General features: G+C 57.0%; 13 protein-coding genes and 1 other RNA gene. 9 read left to right on the top strand and 5 right to left on the bottom strand.

Annotation, left to right across the window (positions count from 1 at the left end; translation table 11 throughout):
* Positions 1-30: 30 nt before the first annotated feature.
* The 4 genes from H040_RS18130 to H040_RS18115 all read left to right on the top strand — a co-directional run bounded on the left by H040_RS18130 (position 31) and on the right by H040_RS18115 (position 1787).
* Entirely contained in the window at positions 31-324 is a 294-nt protein-coding gene (locus tag H040_RS18130; RefSeq protein ID WP_027917708.1) for a hypothetical protein, read from the top strand.
* 102 nt (positions 325-426) lie between these two features.
* Positions 427-818, top strand: a transfer-messenger RNA (tmRNA) gene (ssrA, locus tag H040_RS18125).
* A 394-nt stretch (positions 819-1212) separates the two neighbouring features.
* On the top strand, positions 1213-1455 hold the full coding sequence (locus tag H040_RS18120; protein WP_027917710.1) for a hypothetical protein: 243 nt from the start codon (positions 1213-1215) through the stop codon (positions 1453-1455).
* Positions 1456-1517: 62 nt separating this feature from the next.
* Complete coding sequence (locus H040_RS18115; RefSeq protein WP_027917711.1) at positions 1518-1787, top strand: DUF3077 domain-containing protein; 270 nt, start codon at positions 1518-1520, stop codon at positions 1785-1787.
* Positions 1788-1875: 88 nt separating this feature from the next.
* Here H040_RS18115 and H040_RS18110 read toward each other — a convergent pair whose 3' ends face one another.
* Both H040_RS18110 and H040_RS18105 read right to left on the bottom strand, forming a co-directional pair.
* Positions 1876-2217, bottom strand: coding sequence for a hypothetical protein (locus tag H040_RS18110; RefSeq protein ID WP_027917712.1), 342 nt, complete (start codon positions 2215-2217; stop codon positions 1876-1878).
* A 15-nt stretch (positions 2218-2232) separates the two neighbouring features.
* A complete protein-coding gene (locus H040_RS18105; RefSeq protein WP_027917713.1) occupies positions 2233-3108 on the bottom strand; it encodes a hypothetical protein in 876 nt (291 codons plus the stop codon).
* A gap of 86 nt (positions 3109-3194) precedes the next feature.
* Between H040_RS18105 and H040_RS18100 the strand changes: the two genes are divergently transcribed.
* On the top strand, positions 3195-4274 hold the full coding sequence (locus H040_RS18100; protein WP_256208035.1) for a helix-turn-helix transcriptional regulator: 1080 nt from the start codon (positions 3195-3197) through the stop codon (positions 4272-4274).
* 48 nt (positions 4275-4322) lie between these two features.
* Here H040_RS18100 and H040_RS18095 read toward each other — a convergent pair whose 3' ends face one another.
* The gene (locus H040_RS18095) at positions 4323-5378 is read right to left on the bottom strand and encodes a hypothetical protein (protein WP_050437184.1); all 1056 of its coding nucleotides are present in this window, start codon (positions 5376-5378) and stop codon (positions 4323-4325) included.
* A 201-nt stretch (positions 5379-5579) separates the two neighbouring features.
* Between H040_RS18095 and hsdR the strand changes: the two genes are divergently transcribed.
* From hsdR to H040_RS18075, 4 genes are all read left to right on the top strand, one after another.
* Positions 5580-9053, top strand: coding sequence for a type I restriction-modification system endonuclease (gene hsdR, locus H040_RS18090; protein ID WP_027917715.1), 3474 nt, complete (start codon positions 5580-5582; stop codon positions 9051-9053).
* Positions 9054-9351: 298 nt separating this feature from the next.
* Positions 9352-10902, top strand: coding sequence for a class I SAM-dependent DNA methyltransferase (locus tag H040_RS18085; RefSeq protein ID WP_027917716.1), 1551 nt, complete (start codon positions 9352-9354; stop codon positions 10900-10902).
* Entirely contained in the window at positions 10895-12331 is a 1437-nt protein-coding gene (locus H040_RS18080; protein ID WP_050437185.1) for a restriction endonuclease subunit S, read from the top strand. Before H040_RS18085 ends, H040_RS18080 begins: the two co-directional genes overlap by 8 nt.
* Positions 12332-12613: 282 nt before the next feature.
* The gene (locus H040_RS18075) at positions 12614-14074 is read left to right on the top strand and encodes a DUF726 domain-containing protein (protein ID WP_027917717.1); all 1461 of its coding nucleotides are present in this window, start codon (positions 12614-12616) and stop codon (positions 14072-14074) included.
* A 50-nt stretch (positions 14075-14124) separates the two neighbouring features.
* Here H040_RS18075 and H040_RS18070 read toward each other — a convergent pair whose 3' ends face one another.
* Complete coding sequence (locus H040_RS18070; protein ID WP_027917718.1) at positions 14125-15870, bottom strand: LeoA/HP0731 family dynamin-like GTPase; 1746 nt, start codon at positions 15868-15870, stop codon at positions 14125-14127.
* On the bottom strand, positions 15857-17488 hold the full coding sequence (locus H040_RS18065) for a dynamin family protein (RefSeq protein WP_027917719.1): 1632 nt from the start codon (positions 17486-17488) through the stop codon (positions 15857-15859). The genes H040_RS18070 and H040_RS18065 overlap by 14 nt, the downstream gene beginning before the upstream one ends.
* Between the last annotated feature and the right edge of the window lie 2 nt (positions 17489-17490).

Raw genomic sequence — 17490 nt, 5'->3', positions numbered from 1 at the left:
ACCTCCCAGCGGCCATGAAAGGAGACACCCATGAAAGGTACCGCGCTTTCGGCCCTCTTCGCGGCCGCTACCCTCCTCGCTTCGCCGGCATTTGCCGCCGATGACCTGTGCACCGCCAACCTGCAGAAGATCGACGACAGCATGGCCACCGCCGGCGCCACCTCCGAAGGCCTGGACAAAGCCCTCACCGAACAGGTCGACAAGGCCAAGTCTGCCCAGGCCGCAGGCAATACCAAGGACTGCATCGCCATCACCAGCAAGGTGCTGGAGCGCCTGGAAAAGACCGAGAAAGGCAGCGGTTCGGCCGGCGGCAGCGGTGCTTGAGCCCTCTCAGCGCGGGCGACAGGACCGGTTGTCGACGCCGCCCGCGCAATGGCGTATACTCCGCCTCACGTGCCGTAAGGTGCGTTAGCCAAGAGCGAGTGTGGGGCCGATCAGGATTCGACGCCGGTAGCGAAACTCTAGGTGCATGCCGAGTTGGTAACAGAACTCGTAAATCCACTGTTGCAACTTTCTATAGTTGCCAATGACGAAAACTACGAGGGCTACGCTCTCGCTGCGTAAGCAGCTGAGCCCGCTCTCCTGGTAGCTTCGGCTCCAGCAATCATCAGGGGATGCCTGTAAACCCGAAATGATTGTCATACAGAACAGGATCGTCGTGTAGCACGTTGGGGGCAAAGCGACTAAAACTTACCCAACTCATCCAAAGCACCCTGCCCGTCGGGCGGCTGCGGATTAAATCAGTAGACACGGCTAAGCATGTAGTACCGACAGCGGAGTACTGGCGGACGGGGGTTCAAATCCCCCCGGCTCCACCAAATCCAAAAAAGAAGACGCCTTAGGGCGTCTTTTTTTGTGCCTGGAATAATCAAATCACGACTGCCCTGGCGTTACAGATTGTTTCGAAATGCAGCGAAAAGATCAGATTTAACCCCTTTCTTGTAGTCCGTTTCCCAAAGATACTCTCCGACCCTGTTTTCCGTTGCGGTACGTTTATCGGGGTCTTAGTCTCGCTGGGTCGTTGCGCATCAACGGCATGACTTTGACAGGTCGCGACGGTAAACAACAAAACGGTTCGTCGTTATGGCGGCTGTACGTGCGGGCACGCTTGCGTGCGCCGGAACTTGTTGTTTCCGCCGGTCTGTCAACCCGCGTACAGCTGCCACCCTCTGTTTGACAGCAGATGGTGACGGCCCTGAACTGGAAGCAATCATGTTGAAGATAGTCCCCGATCCACCCCACCTCCTCCACTCCCTGGAAGACACGCTGATGATGGCCGCTGACTACGCGCTATGCGCAGAGGCCGTCGCCCAGCAGGCAATGCTAATGCAGCCCAAGTCGCCTGTGTCACTGCTGATCATGACCTCAATGCACGAGATCGATGCCTTGCGCAAATTGCTCGAAGCGGCGTTGATCCAAATCCAGAAGCCCGCTGATCCGCAGAAGCTGCACTGATCCGCATCTTGATCTGCCTGGCCGGCCAAGCCAGGCATCAACGACTTCAGGGAGATCAATCAATGGCCACCGAAGAAACCCGGTTCACCGTAGGCAAAACCACCTTCTTCCAAGGTGAAAACCAGACCCACCCGCTATTTCGCATCGAAGCCGGCATCCCTTGCCAGGCCGCCCGCGAACAGGCCTCGGAACTGATGGGCTATGCACGAGACCTGAGCCTCGACGGGCTGATGGAAGACAAACCCCAGCTGCTCTGGGCCTCGCACTATCTCTGCGCCTTGGCCAAGGCTCTGCTGGATGACGCCGAGTTAGGCATGACAAAAACGCCTTGAACTGGCCTTGGCAGCCGCTTTTTTGTAGGAGCGGCCTTGTGTCGCGAAAGGGCCGCAAAGCGGCCCCGGCAACCCCAGAGTCAGCCAATCATTTCTTCCGCGCCCGGACAATCATGGCATCCAGCTCAGCCAGTAGCTGATCCACATCCAGCTCAACAAATTCTCCTGGGTTGAGAATCTGCTCCATCACATCAGGATTGATGCGTTCAAAAAATTCATCCTCTGTTGGCCCCACCGCCCAGAGGTGCCCCATCTCACTGTGCAACTGATGCAATGCACCGGAGAACTGAAGCGCCACAAGCGCAGCATCAAGCTCTTGGCGAGACACTTGGGGTGACTGCCTGGCGACCAATTCTCTCAACATCGAACTGGTAATCCCCGAACCAACCAGATTCAGGATCAGCGCTTCAAGTTCAGGCAGCTTGCTCATAGGCACCCCTTGCGCTCAGCGGCTGCCAAGGTCGTAACCCATCATGAACAGCCCCATTTCGAGTTTCCGAACAGGCTTCCCGGCTCCCTCGTGGAAGCGGCTTCCCTGCGCCAACGGATGAGCCAAAGCCTCACTCAGCACCCAGCTCGCGCGCATGTTCCAGAGCGCGTGGTGATGACCACGTCGCAAGCGGGGAAACTTGAATTCATGCTCGTTACCTGGGTCGCGGTTCTTCGGCGCGGTAGCGTTCTGAGCCTCCTTCGCCGGCGCCCAAGGGAAGCGAAGCCCCTCCGGGAGGGCAGTCAGTTTTCGTTCGCTGCAATATCTCATCACAAGCCAGCCCAAGGCCGCAGCGACGCGGCTGTCATAGATGATGAAGTTTTCACATATCAGCGAGTAAACCTTGGTCATACCAGCGTTGAAGCGCAGATCACTGCGGAATTTCGGGCTATCGAGATTTCCCTGGCGCAGTACCTGTGCGACCTGTTCAATCATCGCTGCCAGCCCCACACGATTCTCTTCAAGCCATTGGTTGTTTCGAGCAGAAACACCACCCCAGGACATCGTCGCCTGAGTGCCACGCAGCATCGTGTCGTCACAGGCTGCGGCGCCAAGGTCTGCAGCCAGCGCTTCGAGGGCTGCAGCATTGCTGTCGGCGCAACTGCCCGCGCTGATGTTCAAATGCGGCACACCCGAGTGATGCCATTCGTATTGCTCATAGGCATCGTGGAGGTTGCAGAACTGCCAGTGCTTGGCCGTCTGTCGGTTGGTGTATTCATGCTTCACGTCCTTGTTCGATCCAAGCAGCTCAGCGAGCCACTCAATGAAAGCATTGACCTCTGCGCGGTCTTTGTAAGCGGGGAAACTACGGTGCGAGACCTTGATCTTCATGCGACGCTCCACTAATTTGAGGGCCTTTCTTGCTGGCAAAGTGATACTGACGGACAATAGGGACACATTTTGTCCGTGAGGTGCCTGTGGCTAAGAAAATTTCCAAGGAAAGCAGGTGCAAGGCACTGCTGGGTATCTTGCAGCGTGAGCGTGGCTCGCTGGCCACTGAAGAGCTTCACGCTCAACAGGCCCATTGGATCGAACAGGTCCCCCATCTCAAAACTACATTGCGCGACCTCCAGAACCTCGCATCGGAGGGACTGGTCTCTGGTGAAAAGCCGGTAGGGCAAAAGTCGTATCGCTGGAAGCTGCGAAAGGCTCGGCTGGATCTCGCACTGACGCCATCTGAATCAATGACGCTGGAAGCCATGCTGCAGCATGCCGAGCGTTTCGGATTCAAAGTGGTTGCTGATCAGCTCGTGGAGCTCCGCAACTACGCGCTTGGGGTGATTGGCCGAAATTCGAAACACGACCTGGTCGGCCAAGGCAGAATCACTACGGGCACTCGCTTCATGACCCTGCTGCCCGGCGCTTATAATCCAGCTCACCTCGAGACGATCCAAGCGGCGATGCTTGAGGGCCAAACGCTAAAGGTTGCCTACAAGCCCCGCGATGCTGGCGATATCGAATGCACCTACATCTTGAAGCCGCTCGCCCTGTCATTCCAAGACTCCAACATCTATCTCTCGGCTTTCGTCGAATCCGAACAATGGCCCAAAGATAAAGCGCCCGAGCCGAATGCCCCGCGCGGGAAATACAGCAGCAATGGCCCTGACAAGCAGTGCGTGCTCATGCTTCATCGGATGGTCGACGTTGAGACCTATTGGCGTGACACGCCTGAGCCGGAGGGTTACCAAGTTGGCTCGTTTGAGGTGCAGCGAGATCTCATGACCATTCACCACGAAGTGCCAATTGGCTTGCGGCTACGCCTTGAAACCAACCTCCTTAACCGCCTCACGGAAAACCCGCTAAGCGAAAATCAGCAGATCGAGCACGTCCCTGGCGGAGCGATTTTGCAATGCACTATTCAAGATACCCAGGGCCTGCGCCTGTTCTTGATGAGTAACGCTGACGAAATTGAAGTTATGGGGCCCGACTACCTTCGCGAACACATCAAGCATGCATTGCGTCGGGCCCTGAAAATGTACGCTGGCGATGAGCTGTGATACCCCGCAGCGGCAGATCAGGTCGAAATGATCGACCTGGTCAACGCCTCAGTAACCTTCCATGAACAACGTCGCCTCAAGATGGCGCAATCTGTACTGCTCGGAGCCTGCCTGGTTCAGAGCCACCAACATGGCCTGGCCCAGCGCATTGGCGTCGAGTTGAGCCGCCCAGCAAGTGTAGGCATTGCGCCAGACCATACTGGTCGACCGAGGGCGCGAGCCGCCGCGGCCAGCAACGCGGCCCAGTGCCGGGTAGCGCTGGCGCAACTGCGCGACGTCATTATCCGTTAGTGCCTGCTCGGCCAATTCAAGCAATGCCGTTGCCACCCGCGAGTCATAGATGAGGAAATCATCGGGATAGAACATTGCGTACAGCTTGGTCCAGGCGCCATTCATTGCGGCTGCCTGTCTGCGGCTGCGACGCTGGGCGAGGCGCAGGTTGTCGACCACCACCTGGGCATCTTCAGTGGGCACGCGCACCCCGCCCCACGCACAGATTTCAGCGAACAGCTGAAGCACTGCGTCGGCATTGCGGTCCAGATCCTCAGCCAGCAAACGCGCCCGCGCAATGAAATCGTCCAGAACCTTTTCAGTGGCAATGTAGCCAGTTGCCGGGGATGGCCAGAAGTAAGTGTCCAGGCGAGCCTTGAAGCCCGTCACCGGTTGCTCGGGATAAAGCGTTCGACGCTTGCGGTCGAAGATCTGGAAAGGTGTCTGAATCAGATGATTCATCAAATGCGCTTCGATGCTTGGTGCGCCCTGCAGGTTCGCCTGTGCGGCCACCGGCTGGGGTGCTTCGGCCTCCACGGCGGTTTCCTCCTGCTCGGTCAGGCCTAATACTTCATAGAGCCCCTCGGCAATACGCTTGTACTGCGGCGCCTGGCCTGCCTTGACCCAATGGCCCGTGCCTTGGGCCGCATTGGCCATCTGCGTGCGGATATGGCTCTTCTTGAAGAAGCCAAAGCCAACCCGATAACACTCAACGTTCCCTTCAAGTGTCTGGCGAATGACTCGACGGTCCTCTCCCAGCAGGTCCGTGGCCCGAAGTTGACGAGGCAAAGCCCCCTGCTCCACTTCCAGAACGATCGACTCGTACAGCGTCATTGAGCTTTTCCTTGTATTTCGAATCCGACTGCAAATAGCCACTAACGCCTATATCGGCAGCCTCCATGCCCGCTACAGTGCACGGCCGCCTGCACGATGGCCCTATGCCATGGCCAACACCGCCTTACCTTGGTTAAGCTACCGCCACTTACGCATCTACAGATGTGCGCACAAAGTGGCCAAGCAACCGAAGGAACGACCATGGCAGCCAGCAGCAATTTCGCCTTTCTTCAGGAACATGACCCCGTGTTCCTTCAGCTTGCGCGTACCGCCGAGCAGGCATTCGCCAGCGATCCAAACACCACGCTGATCAAACTTCGCCAGCTCGGCGAAGCCTTGGCCCAAGACTTGGCCAGCCGTGCCGGCATCGTGTTCGAAGCCCACACCACCCAATCTGACCTGCTGTACAAGCTCAGCCGGGAGATCCAGCTGGATCAGAACATTCGCAACCTGTTTCACACCTTGCGCGTGGAAGGAAACAAGGCCACTCACGAGTTCCGCACGCAGCACCGCGAGGCCATGGATGGGCTGAAGGTGGGGCGTGCCTTGGCTATCTGGTACCACCAGTCATTTGGCAAGAATACCGCTTCGTTCAAGCCCGGGCCTTTCGTTACACCTAGCGACCCAAGCACTTCGCTACGTGACCTGCAAAGCCAGATCGAACAGCTCAAGGCGCAGCTCAGCGAGTCCAGCCAGCAGCTGGAAAGCAATCAGCAACTTGCCACCCTGCTCAAGCGTGAAGCAGAGGAATATGCAGTCCTCGCCGAGCAGATGGATGCCGAGTCGAGAAACCACAAGCAGTTGGCAGCAGAGCACGAAGCGGCTTTGACCAAGTTGCGCGCAGAACATGAGCAAAGCCTGAAGGCACTGCAGCAGCAAATCGCCGCACAGCCGCAGGCCAGCAAAGACGTTGCCGAAAAAACCAGGAAGGCCAGCAACAAGTTCCAGCTGTCGGAGGACCTTACCCGCATCCTCATCGACCAGCAGCTGAACGACGCAGGTTGGGAAGCCGACTCTCTGGAACTGACCTACAGCAAAGGTGCACGCCCGGAGAAAGGCAAGAACAAGGCAATCGCCGAATGGCCCACCAGTAGCCCGAAAGCCTGCGCCGACTACGTACTGTTCGCCGGCCTGGTACCCATCGCCATTGTCGAAGCCAAACGGCAAGGCATCGATGTTGCCGACCGGATCACCCAAGCCGAGCGGTACGCTCGCGAATTCAGATTCTCTGCCGAACATGTACAGCCCTGGCCGCTGGCCGGCCAACCCCAGCCTTGGGTTGATGGCAGCAATGGCCACTTCCAGGTGCCCTTTGCCTTTGCCTGCAATGGTCGCCCCTACATCAAGCAGCTTGCTGAACAGTCTGGTACCTGGTTCCGCGATTTGCGCAGCCCTGCCAATACCCGTCGGCCGTTGCAAGACTTCCACACACCTGGCGACCTCCTCGACCTGCTCAAACGCAGCAAGGCACAAGCCGAGGAAAGGCTGGCAAAGGAAGGCTTTGGCTATCTGAAGTTGCGCGACTATCAGGAGAAGGCCATCAAGGCCGTCGAACAGGCGCTGGCCGGCAACCAGCGCAATTGCCTGCTGGCGATGGCAACCGGCACAGGCAAGACCCGCACCATCATTGGCCTGATGTACCGCTTCCTCAAGGCAGAACGTTTCAAGCGCATTCTGTTCCTGGTAGACCGCAGCGCCCTTGGCGAGCAGGCCATTGATTCGTTCAACGACACCACGCTTGAGCAGAACCACACCCTGGCCCAGATCTACGACATCAAGGCACTGGGCGACATGGCTGCCGAAGCGCAAACCCGAGTTCAGGTGGCCACGGTGCAAGCCATGGTCAGCCGCATTTTCCGCTCGGACAACCCGCCACCTGTGGGCGAGTTCGACTGCATCATCGTCGACGAGGCCCACCGGGGCTACACCCTCGACCAGGAGATGACCGAAGGGGAACTGGTCGTGCGCGATGCCAGCCAGTACCTCTCGCAGTACCGTCGCGTGCTGGATTACTTCGACGCCTGCCGTATCGGCCTCACGGCTACGCCCGCAAAACAGACCAGTGAAATTTTCGGCAAGCCGGTGTTCACCTACAGCTACCGGGAGGCCGTGGCCGATGACTGGCTGATCGATCATGAGCCACCAATCCGCTACGAAACCCAGCTTACCCAGCGTGGCATCCACTATGAGAAGGGCGAGTCGGTCAGTGTCATCAACGCCCAGACCGGTGAAGTCGATACGACGGAACTGGAAGACGAGCTCAATTTCAATATCGAGTCGTTCAACCGCCGCGTCATCACGCCTGCCTTTGACAAGGTCATCTGCGATGAACTGGCCAAGGAACTGGACCCCTTCGGCGAAGAGAAGACCATGATCTTCTGCGTCAACCAGGCCCACGCGGAGCGCGTGAAAAACCTGCTGGATGACGCCTTCAAGGCCGCCTATGGGGAGCAATACAACGAAGCAACCGTGCGCATCATTACTGGCCAGAGCGACCGGGTCGAGCAACTGATTCGCTGCTACAAGAACGAACCGCACCCGAGCATCGCCATTACCGTAGACCTGCTGACCACCGGCATCGACGTGCCGACCATCTGCAACCTGGTGTTCATGCGCCGCGTACGCTCGCGCATCCTCTATGAGCAGATGAAAGGCCGGGCTACCCGACGCTGCGACGAGATAGGTAAAACGGTATTCCGCATCTATGACCCCGTCGACCTCTATGCCAGCCTGGAAGAGGTCGACACCATGAAGCCATTGGTCAAGAACCCGAATATCTCCCTGGAGCAATTGGTGGGTGAGCTGACTGACGACGCCAGCCACGACGCCCCTGGCAGCCAGGAAGACAGCAGCCACGCCCATGACGTGCTCGACCAATTGAATCAACGGGTCATGCGTATCCTGCGCAAAGCCGAGCACAAGGCCGAAAACAATCCGGCCATCAAACAGAAGCTCGATGAATTGCAGCAGTCCTGGGGCGTCGAACCCGGCAAACTGCATACCCATTTGCACGAGCTTGGGCCGCAGCAAGCTGCCAACTTCGTTCGCCAACACGGCCAACTGATCAATCAGCTGGCGGCTGTCAGTGCCCTGCTCGGGTCGGAGCGGTATCCGATCATCTCTGCGCACGAAGACGAGCTGGTGGTGCGTGAGCAGAACTACGGCAACTATGGCAAGCCGGCTGACTTCCTGGAAAGCTTCCACGAGTTCATCCACAAGCAGCTGAACCAGTCGGCCGCGCTAAGCGTTGTGGTAAACCGCCCCAAGGATCTGACTCGCGAGCACTTGCGCGAAGTGCGGTTGCTGCTCGATCAGAACGGTTTCAACGAAGCCAGCCTGAAAAGCGCCTGGCGTAATCAGACCAACCAGGAAATCGCGGCAAGCATCCTTGGGTATATTCGCCAGGCTGCTATTGGCGAGGCACTGTTGCCGTTCGATCAACGTGTGGCAGAGGCCATGAAACGCATTTATGCCATGCAGGCCTGGACCCCAGTGCAGCGCCGCTGGCTGGATCGCCTTGCCAGGCAGTTGGTGCATGAGGTGGTGATCGATACGCAGCAAGTCAATGACGCATTCCGGGTCGATGGCGGCATCAGAGGCCTGGACCGCAATCTTGGCGGTAAGCTTGATCAGGTGCTGGAAGCGTTGAACGATAATTTGTGGTCGGCGGCTTGAGCGTTTGGTTGACTCGAAGACCTGTCAGAAGGTGTCCATACTGCGCCCCGGTCGAGCGGAAATTCGTGTTATCCGCTCACTGGGCCAGTGCCCGAATCAGCTTGCAAAACAGACCTGCCGTGCATAACCTCCCCCGCAATACACCCGCCATGCCTATGGTTACTCCGCCAGCTACGCACACATTGAGCGGGTTTTCTTTGCCCGGCAGCTTTCCAGCAAACCCGGCCTCGACATTCCTTTGCAATTCGCGCTGCTCAAGCAACGCGGGCTCGCATTCCTATCTTTTTTGAGAGTTACCATGACCAACTCCGACATCGTCCAGAAGCTCTGGAACCTGTGCGACGTACTGCGCGACGACGGGATCAACTACAGCGATTACGTCACCGAACTGGTACTGCTGCTGTTCATCAAGATGGAATACGAACAGGTCCAGAACAACGACGCCTTCAACCACAAGCTGCCAGTGGGCGCACGCTGGCCAGACCTGGCGGGTAAATCCGGGCTCAACCTGCTCGACTACTACCGGCAAATGTTGCTGGACCTGGGCAAGAACAGCGACCCGCTGATTGCCGCCATCTATGCCGACGCCCAGACCCGGCTCAAGGAACCGCGTCATCTGGAGCAACTGATCAAGAGTCTGGATGGCATCGACTGGTTCAGCGCCCGCGAAGATGGCCTCGGCGATCTCTATGAAGGCCTGCTGGAGAAGAACGCAAGCGAGACCAAGTCTGGTGCTGGCCAGTACTTCACACCGCGCCCGTTGATCGACAGCATCATTCGCTGTATCAAGCCGCAGCCCGGCGAGACCATCCAGGATCCGGCCGCTGGCACCGCAGGCTTCTTGATTGCCGCTGACGCTTACATCAAAAGCCAGACCGACGACCACTACAACCTCGACGAAAGAGCCCGCAGCTTCCAGCGCAATCGCGCCTTTGTCGGGGTGGAGTTGGTGCCAGGTACTCGCCGTCTGGCGTTGATGAACACCTTGCTGCATGGCATGGAAGGTGATGAAGAAGGTGTGGTGCACCTTGGCAACGCCCTGGGCCAGACCGGCGCTAACCTGCCCAAGGTCGACGTCATACTCTCCAACCCGCCGTTCGGTACTGCCAAAGGCGGCGGAGGCCCGACCCGCGACGACCTTACCTACCGCACGAGCAACAAGCAGCTGGCGTTCCTGCAGCACATCTACCGTGGCCTCAAGCCCGGCGGCCGTGCCGCCGTGGTGCTGCCGGACAATGTGTTGTTCGAGGCCGGCGTCGGGACCGATGTACGTCGCGACCTGATGAACAAATGCAACCTGCACACCATCCTGCGTCTGCCGACCGGCATCTTTTACGCGCAAGGCGTGAAGACCAACGTACTGTTCTTCCAGAAAGGCAGCCAGGACAACCCGCGCCAAGACGAAGGGTGCACCAAGCGGGTATGGTTCTACGACCTGCGCAGCAACATGCCCAGCTTCGGCAAAAGAACCCCCTTTGGCCCCGGCTACCTCAAGGATTTCGAAAATGCCTATGGCGAAGACTCGAACGGCGCGAGCCCGCGTGCTGAGAACGTCGAAGGCATCGGTGAGGCCAGCCGCTTCCGTTGCTTTACCCGCGATTACATCAGAAACGAACGTGGTGATTCGCTGGATATCAGTTGGCTCAAAGACGAAAGCAGCTTGGATGCCTCCGACCTGCCCGCTCCGGAGGTACTAGCCGGCGAAGCGATGGCCGAACTGACCGAAGCGCTTCATGAGCTGGAAGAGCTAATGAAAGCGCTGGGAGCGGGGGATGAAGTGTTGGCGCAAAGACAGTTGATGGCTGAGGTGATGGGGTTGGCGGTGACTCAGGAGAATGGAGATGAGTGATCTGCCAGAAGGGTGGGAATATGCACCAATTGGCGCCCTGTGCAATCTAATAAATGGTCGCGCATTCAAACCTCAAGAGTGGTCAAACTCCGGCCTGCCGATTATTAGAATCCAGAACCTCAACAATCCAGAGGCTAAGTTCAATTTTTTCTCCGGGCAACTTGAGAGTAAACATCATGTCAGGGACGGCGATCTTCTCTTCGCCTGGTCAGGAACGCCGGGCACGTCCTTCGGTGCACACATTTGGAACCGTGGTGATGCGGCACTAAATCAGCATATTTTTAAAATTGAATTTCCAGATTCTGACATAGATCGTGATTTCCTTCGCTACGCGATCAATCAAAAGCTTGATGAACTGATTGGCTCAGCTCAAGGCGGGGTGGGCTTACGGCACGTAACAAAGGGAACATTTGAGAAAACCGAAATTGCCTTCCCCCCGCTTACTGAGCAAACGCGCATCGCCGCCAAGCTCGAGGAACTACTGACTCAGGTCGATAACCTGAAAGCCCGCATGGACGGAATTCCCGCGCTGCTCAACCGCTTCCGCCAATCCGTCCTAACTACCGCAGTATCTGGAAGACTGACTGAAGAGTGGCGGTCACAAAATCCGAGTCATCCCCCTATATCGACCAAAGACCTAAACAAGGCTTGGGCTGACACCTATCGGCTGCAAGGCAAGAAGTACAAGGAAATGGACTTGCTTCCTGGAGGGCTTGGATACACTTTACCTCCATCATGGGTAGAGACTAAGGTGGGCGAAGTTTTCGATGTTTACGTCGGTGCCACTCCGAGTCGTGAAAATACCGAATTCTGGGGAGGGCCTATTCCGTGGGTGAGCAGCTCAGAAGTAGCTTTCTGCCGGATAAACAATACGAGAGAGTCGATCACCGAGGCGGGCTATCATTCAGCATCCACGGTTGTTCACCCGTCCGGTACAGTAATGCTAGCGATGATTGGTCAGGGAAAAACCCGTGGGCAACCTGCCATTCTAAGCATAGAGGCCTGCCACAACCAAAACACAGCAGCGCTTCGAGTACATCCGGACTACTGCAAATCTGAGTACCTGTATTACTACCTATGTGAGCGGTATGAAGAGACACGACGCCTCGGCTCGGGTAACAACCAGCAAGCCTTGAACAAGAAAGCGGTTCAGTCTCTACCGTTCCCTCTACCGCCGCTTTCCGAACAATCCGAAATAGTCTGCCGTATCGAAAAATTGTTCTCCCTTGTTGACCAATTAGAAAAGAAGGTCAACGAGGCCAAAACACGTATCGACCGGCTAACCCAGAGCATTCTCGCAAAAGCCTTCCGAGGCGAACTGGTACCGCAGGACCCAAACGAAGAACCGGCCAGTTTGATACTGGAACGAATCAGGGCCCAACACGTCGCCGCGCCTAAACCCAAGCGCGGAAGGAAGACTCTGAAGTAGCGCCTGCAAGAACTGCTGCTCCACGCGTTGTGATGGACAAGAAGTTCGAAGCTGCTCCCCAGAATGGAGCAACGGCTTCGAACTAGGCATGCGGCGCCGAAAATATTCTTGCTTCGGCTATTTTCGAGCGCCTTAACTACTTACCGCGAACTTCAACAAAAGCCGATCAGTTTTTCTGCAAACAGCTCACGACGATTTGAAAAATTAGTAGCTATCACCAGGTTTACAAGAAAAAGGCCAACTGCCATCATCCGGCTTCCACCCTAGCCTTGAATCTAAGTCGTGAACCCTCAATTCAAGTTCCATACCCTCCCCCAGCGCGCCGGTGAAGTTGCCAACGTCTTCATTCACGGTTACTCCGCCGGCCACGACATGGAAGACCGTTGTGCGTTGCGCAAGTGCATTCCGTCCTCCCTGCACAACTGCATCAACATCTTCGCCTTCTGGCCGTCGGGGCACTGGAGTCAGTTCGACACAATGACCAGTGGCGGTGTGTCGGCGCTTGCCCGGTTCAACGTAGTCGCCGGCACTGTCGCCGCGGTGGCCGATCGGGCGGTGCACTTCAACACCAGCCGCAACCGTGCCACGGAGATGGGCAAGACACTGCTTCAGCAACTTGAGCGCTATCTCTTCCAACACCACCCTTATATCTCGCGGGTGAACCTGATTGGCCACTCTCTAGGCGGTCGAGTGGTAGTCAGTGCCCTGCTCGATTTGATAAAAAAGCCTACCGACGGCAACCTGGAGATTGGCGACGTGCTGTTAATGGCGGCCGCCACCGAACTGTCGGGGGATCAAGCGTTCGCCATCGGCAAACGTATCAAGGGCAAGCTCTACAATGCTCGCTCAAGCGATGACTACGTATTGCTGTTGAACTTGGGGGAAAGCAGCGCGGGCCGGCAAAAAGTCGAACACTGCGTGGATGTGCCGATGCCTGGCTTCGGTCATACCGACTATTGGCCCGGCCTGGAAAAGGTTCTGCGCGCATCAGGTTTCCAGGGCTACAGAGGCGGGATACCCGCTCTGAACCAGCCCCAGCCAACGATCGAGAAGCCCGACCCTGTCGTCACCGACCACTTGCTTTACGACCTGCTCGAACTGACCAGTGGCCGGATCCGCGATCAGGTCGTCAAGCACGTACGCAGCAGCAGTTGGGCGAGCCTTGAGATCGACAACTCGGTTTATCCGCTGGCCAAGGAATTCCAACTGCTGGGCGGCCATTGCCTGGTCAATCTGGCGCGAGGGCGTGGCCTCAAGTACGTGCAGATTCTGCTCATGCTGGCCGAGCATTACGACTTGGTGGCAGAGCTGCACGACTGTGCGCAGGTGATCGAAATGGAGGCGCTGCTCATCAGCAAGTGCTTCCGCTCTTCATTCGGCGAGGGTCATGTGCTGGCGGCAAGGAAGGATATCGTGGCGCAGATGGATGCCATGTCCGAGAAGGGTTATTTCGAGCAGGTCGATGCGTTGGCGGCAAGCCTGACCATGACTTCCTACTTCTCGACGCCTGAAGCGCCCAAGCCCGAATACCGCAAGACTGCCCCTGCAAAAGCCAGCAAAGAACTGACGCTGATTTCCGCATCGGCAATGTCGACGTTGGCTGATCTGATTCCGACCCAGCGCATCAAGGCTGCGGTGACCAACTTGAAGAGCGCGGTAAAGCCGGGTTACTCAGCTTTGATTCCCGCCGTTGCGATTCTCTTCTACGCCCGCTTCAAGCTCGATAACGAAGGGTTGCTCTGACCCGTTGAAGAAGCCTGGCCAGCCCTGTGGCTGGCCAGGGGTCTGGCGGATCAGACCACTCGATACTCGCCTTCGATCACAGACTGCGAGCCGAACGCCTGGCTTAAATGTGCCTCAAGTTCTGCCAACTGTGCCTGGCGCTTGCTCAGGCTCTCGAGACCGGCTTGCTGCTCGGCCAGGATCTTCTCGAACGCCATGATCTGCGGGGCAAAGACTTCAATGACTTTGTCATGATCCTGAAGCAACTTCATGGGTTCGACAAAATGGGCTTTGACCATTTCGCCCAAGTCATTCTGCAGCTGCTTAAGCTCAGTCTCGGCCCGCTGTTGCTGGACGACACTGATGACATCGGTCAGCACCTGGATACCTGCACCAATCGGCCCGGCCCAGCGGCTGATGTTGGCGGCCAGTTTGGTCGCCTCCCAGGGCTTGAACTTGTAGACATAACCGGTGAGGTTTTTCAGGGTCTCACGGGCCAGGAACACACCGCTCTTGATGCTTTCGACCGGGATCTTCGAAACGGCAGTCAGTGCGCGGCTCGAGGCAGTCAGCGCCGAGGCGGTGATGCTGTCGGCGAAATTCGAAGAGCTGTCCAGCTGATGCTCAATCTTCGCGCTGATGCCACTCATGATGCTTGAAGATTGGTTGAATGCCGTGCGGAACAGGTGATCGATGCGAAAACGCAGCTTTTCGCCGATGTCATCTTTGGAGAAGCCAATTTCCGCCTCAAGGAAAGCGCGCACCTGATCTCGGGGCAAGGTGCGAATGCTGTTAAGCAGATCAGCTTCAAGGTTGTTCAACTCCTTGTAGAGGTTGTCCACAGTGGCCAGGACTTTCCTCCTGCCCTCGTCGATGTCCTCCTGAATACGTTTCGCGTCCTGACGCTGGTTACTGGCCAGCAGCTCGAACTTGATCAACTCATCTTTCGCTGAAGTGATTTTCTTACCCAGTACATCGCGCACGACATCGATGCCGGTTTTTCTGATCAGGGTTTCACGGCCACTGCCGTCAAGCACCTGCTGAGTGACCTGTTTGAGTTCGCTGATTCGCGAACGTTGGTCATAGAGGTCTTTTTGCGCAAGCCAGAACTCCAGGCCACGACTGTTCGGATTGGAAGCAACACAGACCACGTTGATCGCTTCACGCTCGGCAGCCGTGAGGTCTACGAAGCGCTGCAGTTTATCCAGCAAGTTGTTCTTCTTGATGGTGCTCTGCTGCTCGAACTCTTCGGCATCGCGCAGGTCGGCCACTTCATCCATCTTGTTGATGACGAAGATGGTCGAGCTCAGTTTGTTCAGGTCGCGCAATACCCAACGCACGATGTCCTGGTGGCTTTCCTTGAGCGGGTTGGTGGCGTCGACCACGTAGAAGATCAGGTGCGCTTCGGAAATGTAGTTCTTGGTGATATCGCCGTATTGCACCAGTGCGCCGCTCTCTGCGGCCTTTTCCTTGTCACCGAACAAGCCGGGGGTATCGACGATTTCGCAACGGTCCTGGAGGTTGTCCGGGCGGTAGATCGCCAGCGCATCCGAGGACTCGTTGGTGTCGATCTTCATGTCTTTCATGACTTGGCCCAGCCAGCCGGCCACTACGCTGGTCTTGCCGTCGGAGAACGCGCCCAGCAGGGCGATGCGCAATGCATCCGACTGGACATCGCCAATGGCTTTCCTGATCTTGTCGATGTCCTGGGAAACATCCAGCCCCAGCGCTTCAAGCGCACCCACCAGTTTCCGGAGGTTGTCGAGCGACTTGATGACCTCGGTCTTGCTGGCATTGAACTGCTTAAATTGTTCCATGAGGTTTGGCTTCCACTTGGTTTTTCAGTGCCTGGATAGAGGCAATTTTTTGGTCGAACAAGGCGGTGATGTCGGCCATTTTTCGGCGCTCGTCCTTCAACTGGGCGAGCGTGGTTTTCTCGATCTGGTCCTTGATATTGGCCACCATGGTTCGAGTATCCTGATCGAACGCTTCCTTGCTGTCTGAGTGCTGCTTCTTGATCGCGGCGCGGACTTTTTCTTGTGCGTCTTGGATTTTCTTGTTGCGCCCGCCAAAGACATAAAGCAGACCCGCGGCCAAGAGCCCCACAAAGCCGCCGATGACTGCGCCGACAATATTGCCCACGCCCGGTATGATCGAGCCGATCACAAAGCCGCTCGATGCATATCCACCGATACTCAGCAGCAGCCCACCGACGTCTGAAAAATTGAAGCTGATGGCATCCATCGCGCTGGAAAGCGACAACGAATTACTGGCTGCCTGACTCAAGCGTTGCTGGAAGTTCACGCGCTCTGCGTTCTCCTGCAAGCGTTTTAGCGCCCTCGCTATCGCTTGCGAGATGCCCTCCACCAACGCCTCCTGAGCCGTTTCAAGTTCTTCCGCGAGCTGCTCTTGCCCTTTTTCGACGAGTTGGTTGATCGCTCGCTCCACATCATCCTTGTCACTGAAATGCTCTTGCACAGCCTCAACCGCTGCCGAACTCAACTCAGTGAAAAATCTATTCAGCGCATTGCTGCGCTCTTTGCTGAAATTGCTCTTCAGGTCTTCGAAACTCTTGCGAATTACGCTCTGGCATTCCTCGATCTCCGCACCCATCTTGTCGGAGAACGCCTGGTGCTCATCCCGCTGCTTCTGAAGGTCATTCACGGTGTCCTGCAGCAAACGCAGCACCTTGCGCTTGTTACTTTCAACAATGTCGACTTCAAAGTTGGCGCAACCATCACCAATGACTTTGTGCAACTGATCAAGCTGGCTGAAGTTGCGCATCGCCTGCTGGCTGGCAAAGTCCTGCTTGTAGGCGCGCTGCGATTTGATCAGATCGGTGCGGCTCGGATGAATGCTGCTCAGGCCACGCTCATCAAATGCCACACCGGCAAAACCGAGCAGACCTTGCAGGCTCTGGCAACCACTGACGAGTTCCGCGCCAAGAATGCCTTCAAGCACTTCGCGCGTTTGCTCACGGGTCTCGACGGCGTCTTTGTGGGTACGCTCCAGCGCTTCACGGTCTTGGTCGTACTCGTAGGAGTCGGCCTTGCCGCGCAGGTTGCAGATGGCGTAAACCTTGGCATCACGGTTGAGGTAATGCTTGATCTTCTCGGCGGTTTTGTTCTCTGGCTTCTTGTTGGTGCCGTTCACATAGAACACCAAATGGGCCTTGGCGATGGCCGCTTGAACCATCGCTTCATACTTCGACTCGTTACCCTCGATGCCCGGCACGTCGATCAGTTGAAAGCTCTTGCCCTGGTGGCTGAACTGATAGATCACGTTGTCTTGGGTGAAGTCTGCCTGGCCAGTGCCGACGATTTCGCCATCGACCTGGCCCGCAGTGCGCTGCAGGCGCTCGAGTTGTTGCTGTTGTTTCAGCAGGGTTGGCAGCCTGTCGCTGACCAACTCGCTCAAGGAATGTTGTTCGCGCATGA

It is taken from the genome of Pseudomonas sp. URMO17WK12:I7, assembly GCF_003269045.1.
In the GTDB taxonomy this organism is placed as follows: Bacteria; Pseudomonadota; Gammaproteobacteria; order Pseudomonadales; family Pseudomonadaceae; genus Aquipseudomonas; species Aquipseudomonas putida_J.
This window is presented reverse-complemented; position numbering and strand designations above follow the sequence as displayed.

Excerpts from the sequence above, each read along its gene's own strand:
- H040_RS18130 (WP_027917708.1), top strand. The coding sequence starts at position 31 with ATGAAAGGTACCGCGCTTTCGGCCCTCTTCGCGGCCGCTACCCTCCTC.
- H040_RS18120 (WP_027917710.1), top strand. The coding sequence starts at position 1,213 with ATGTTGAAGATAGTCCCCGATCCACCCCACCTCCTCCACTCCCTGGAA.
- H040_RS18115 (WP_027917711.1), top strand. The coding sequence starts at position 1,518 with ATGGCCACCGAAGAAACCCGGTTCACCGTAGGCAAAACCACCTTCTTC.
- H040_RS18110 (WP_027917712.1), bottom strand. The coding sequence starts at position 2,217 with ATGAGCAAGCTGCCTGAACTTGAAGCGCTGATCCTGAATCTGGTTGGT.
- H040_RS18105 (WP_027917713.1), bottom strand. The coding sequence starts at position 3,108 with ATGAAGATCAAGGTCTCGCACCGTAGTTTCCCCGCTTACAAAGACCGC.
- H040_RS18095 (WP_050437184.1), bottom strand. The coding sequence starts at position 5,378 with ATGACGCTGTACGAGTCGATCGTTCTGGAAGTGGAGCAGGGGGCTTTG.
- hsdR (WP_027917715.1), top strand. The coding sequence starts at position 5,580 with ATGGCAGCCAGCAGCAATTTCGCCTTTCTTCAGGAACATGACCCCGTG.
- H040_RS18085 (WP_027917716.1), top strand. The coding sequence starts at position 9,352 with ATGACCAACTCCGACATCGTCCAGAAGCTCTGGAACCTGTGCGACGTA.
- H040_RS18080 (WP_050437185.1), top strand. The coding sequence starts at position 10,895 with ATGAGTGATCTGCCAGAAGGGTGGGAATATGCACCAATTGGCGCCCTG.
- H040_RS18070 (WP_027917718.1), bottom strand. The coding sequence starts at position 15,870 with ATGGAACAATTTAAGCAGTTCAATGCCAGCAAGACCGAGGTCATCAAG.
- H040_RS18065 (WP_027917719.1), bottom strand. The coding sequence starts at position 17,488 with ATGCGCGAACAACATTCCTTGAGCGAGTTGGTCAGCGACAGGCTGCCA.